At 39.4% G+C, this 2,888-nt stretch carries 6 protein-coding genes and 1 pseudogene; 1 reads left to right on the forward strand and 6 read right to left on the reverse strand.

Features of this window, described 5'->3' with window-relative positions; genetic code table 11:
- The 6 genes from QZ562_RS20765 to QZ562_RS20790 all read right to left on the reverse strand — a co-directional run.
- The coding region (locus tag QZ562_RS20765) for an NADH-quinone oxidoreductase subunit K (protein WP_293764575.1) at positions 1-194 on the reverse strand (194 nt) is incomplete at its 3' end.
- On the reverse strand, positions 191-955 hold the full coding sequence (locus tag QZ562_RS20770) for an MnhB domain-containing protein (RefSeq protein WP_293764577.1): 765 nt from the start codon (positions 953-955) through the stop codon (positions 191-193). The genes QZ562_RS20770 and QZ562_RS20765, both read right to left, overlap by 4 nt.
- Before the next feature lie 3 nt (positions 956-958).
- Complete coding sequence (locus tag QZ562_RS20775; protein ID WP_293764579.1) at positions 959-1,225, reverse strand: DUF4040 domain-containing protein; 267 nt, start codon at positions 1,223-1,225, stop codon at positions 959-961.
- Entirely contained in the window at positions 1,206-1,559 is a 354-nt protein-coding gene (locus QZ562_RS20780; RefSeq protein WP_293764581.1) for a monovalent cation/H(+) antiporter subunit G, read from the reverse strand. The genes QZ562_RS20775 and QZ562_RS20780 overlap by 20 nt, the downstream gene beginning before the upstream one ends.
- Entirely contained in the window at positions 1,556-1,813 is a 258-nt protein-coding gene (locus QZ562_RS20785; RefSeq protein WP_293764583.1) for a monovalent cation/H+ antiporter complex subunit F, read from the reverse strand. The genes QZ562_RS20780 and QZ562_RS20785 overlap by 4 nt, the downstream gene beginning before the upstream one ends.
- The gene (locus QZ562_RS20790; protein WP_293764585.1) at positions 1,810-2,343 is read right to left on the reverse strand and encodes a Na+/H+ antiporter subunit E; all 534 of its coding nucleotides are present in this window, start codon (positions 2,341-2,343) and stop codon (positions 1,810-1,812) included. Before QZ562_RS20790 ends, QZ562_RS20785 begins: the two co-directional genes overlap by 4 nt.
- A gap of 289 nt (positions 2,344-2,632) precedes the next feature.
- Between QZ562_RS20790 and QZ562_RS20795 the strand changes: the two are divergent.
- Positions 2,633-2,888 (forward strand): annotated as a pseudogene (locus tag QZ562_RS20795) (efflux transporter periplasmic adaptor subunit); the annotation flags it as partial.

Here is a 2,888-nt window from a genome sequence, read left to right on the forward strand (position 1 = left end):
ACCATTGCTTGCGGAATGGGGTCAATTAAATCAGGTGCTAATGCAGAAGTGGCGACTAACAGCATAAAGATGCCAATCCCCATGATATTAATACTCAGCACTTTACGGATCACATCAGTGAGTAACATAAACCCCAGAAGCCCTATGCAAAACAACGATATAGCGCAAGCACTATAGATAAATGACTGACTCATGAACTATCTGTCTGACGTGTGGCCGGGTGGTTCGTTAAGTGAGTGGTTAAGTGAGTGGTTAGGTGAAACGTGGTGATAACCCAGTAAAAAAGTACTAAGGTAATACTAATCGAAAATGTGGCTGCAAATTCGATGCTTATGATAAACAGTCCTGCTTGTTTAGAGGGATAAAGTAAAAAACCACCAGTTAACCAATGTGTGGCTGCGCCTGCAAAAATAAAAGCGGCGAGGGCGCCAGCAAGGGCAAAACGCCATAAGGTATGCTCAAAGCGAATACTGATAGCCTTAGAAAATAAGGCCATTAATCCCCCCCCCGCCAACAACGCACCTGCTTGAAACGCACCACCTGGTTGACTAGCACCAGTCCAAAGTAGATAACCAGACATCACAATAGTCAAGGGTAAGATTTTGCGTACCAGATTGATTGTGGCAATCTGTGAAAAGGTGACATTAGCAGCTGATTCAATCTTATAGGTTTTATTTGCAGGAAGCATTATGACTACCACGGCAAACAACACCGCAAGCTCTAAAAGCGTGTCGTAAGAACGAAAATTTAATAAAACAGCTGTTACTGGGTTGCTGACTCCACTTTTTTTCAGGTTTGTATATGCAGCTATGGCAGCCTCAAAAGAGGGAACAGGCGAAGCCACAAGGGATAGCATTAATACTAGTCCTAAGCAAAAAACGAATATCACTAGCCCTAACACTAACAATAAGCTTGTCAGGCTCAGTTTGGCTGATACTTGGTTATAGGAGAACATCGATTATTCCTCTGAATTATCGTTGGAACTAGGACGTTTGTGGAGTACTCGCCAAGCGGCAAGTAACATTGCACCTGTGAGGCCTGCACCAATAGCAGCCTCGGCGATGGCAACATCAATTGCTCCTAACCGTGTCCATGCGATTGTGACAAATAAACCAAGGATGATATAGAAAACAATACCAGTAAATTGGCTTTTACTAAGCAGTGCGCTGGCGGCAAAGAGTAAGCAGCCAAAAGCGAGTATTACATCAATAATTTGTTCTATCATGATGCCTCCCACAATCCCTTCCGATTGAGTGTTTATTACTTTTAATTTCACCTTTATATTTGTGACAAGCGTGTTGCGCAATTAAATGACAACCTGACGCACTAGACAGTAAAATAATTCCCCAAATTAATAATAGGTGCAGCGCAACTCCCATGTTGACTGCTTGAGGAATGAGTCCTAACAGCATAAACCCCAGCCCTAAATTATCAGCTTTTGTGAGTGCATGTAGACGGCAAAAAACGTCTGGAAATCGTAACAGACCAAGAGTACCCGTGATAAAAAAACATAAGCCTATTGTGCTGAGTAAAATGGTCCAAACATCGAGGGAATTCATTGTTCTTCCTCACTCAATGTAACGAAGGCGACTAAACTTATAGGAGCGAGTAGGGACATGACTAGCGCCACGTTTAACAAATTTTTGTTACCTTCCAAAAAAGTAAACACAATCATGATTGCCACACCTAAGGTGCCAAATAATTGTGCCGCTATCATTTTATCTGCCGCGGTATCACCTTTAAAAATCCTGAACATGGCGAATAACAAACATATAATTAATGCCCCAGCGAGCAGCGCATAATAGGTAATCATATTTTCTCTCCTAACAGGTTATCGATGCCAAAAAGCTGTGCAATTTGATACTCCAGATCATGTAATGTTGCCAACGAGTAATTTTCAATATTTAAATAATGAATGTTCAATGTGTTGCTAGTCTGTTGAGCACTTAAAGATCCAGGTAAAAGGCTTACTACATTGATAAACGCTTCCTGTGCTTGATTGGGTTGCAAAAATTGATAGTGGTAAATGTGAAATCCCGGTCTGACAGAAACGTGAGACGACAACGCTACTTTGGCCACACCTATGCCTCCTTTAAAGGATTGCCATAAAAAATATGTAATGAATTTAGGTAGTTTTGCAATTTTAATGGAGGTATCGGCCTGCTTTATTTGTTGCTTGTTTGTTTCTCTTAACAAATAACTCGCAATGGTTGCTAACAATACAAATATAAAATCAAACCCGAATGCAGATGAGTTGCTGTCAGTTAGAAGAAGCCATACGCAACTGAGCAACATAAAATGTACACCGAATGATTTTAGTACTTTTGATTTTATACTGCTCATTACTCTTTGCCTTTGTATTGTCTACGTTTAAGTTAAATATAGCGATTTATAATAAATATAAAAGTCGAATATAAAGTGTTTTTAGTTCGTAAAAACCGATGTGTAAAAGCGTAATACTTGCATCCGTTTAGATCTTTGCTTTTATTACAACAATAATAAGTTTTTCATCAAACAGGGTAGGGTGTTTAGTTAATACGTCTAAAACTGTATTATCTTAATTTTAGCGAACTAAAAGTTATTTTTAGTCGTATTCGTATTGGCTTTTATTTAATTATTTATAGGGAACTCTATGCGTGTTTGGCGTTGGTTATGGACATTTTTGTTTTGTATGCTTGTAGTGAGTGTGTTGGGATTTGTGAAATTTAATCAAATTAAAGCGGCGATTGCTTTTGGTGAGTCTTTTCCTGAACCCAGTGAGACAGTGAATTTTATCGTAACGGAGCAGAGCCAGTGGCAGTCTTCTTTAAGTGTTATGGGAGAGGTTGTTGCTACTCGAAGTTTAGACCTGCGTAATGAATTAGCAGGTGTTATAACCAATGTTGGAT

It is taken from the genome of uncultured Paraglaciecola sp. (assembly GCF_913058035.1).
Taxonomy (GTDB): Bacteria; Pseudomonadota; Gammaproteobacteria; order Enterobacterales; family Alteromonadaceae; genus Paraglaciecola.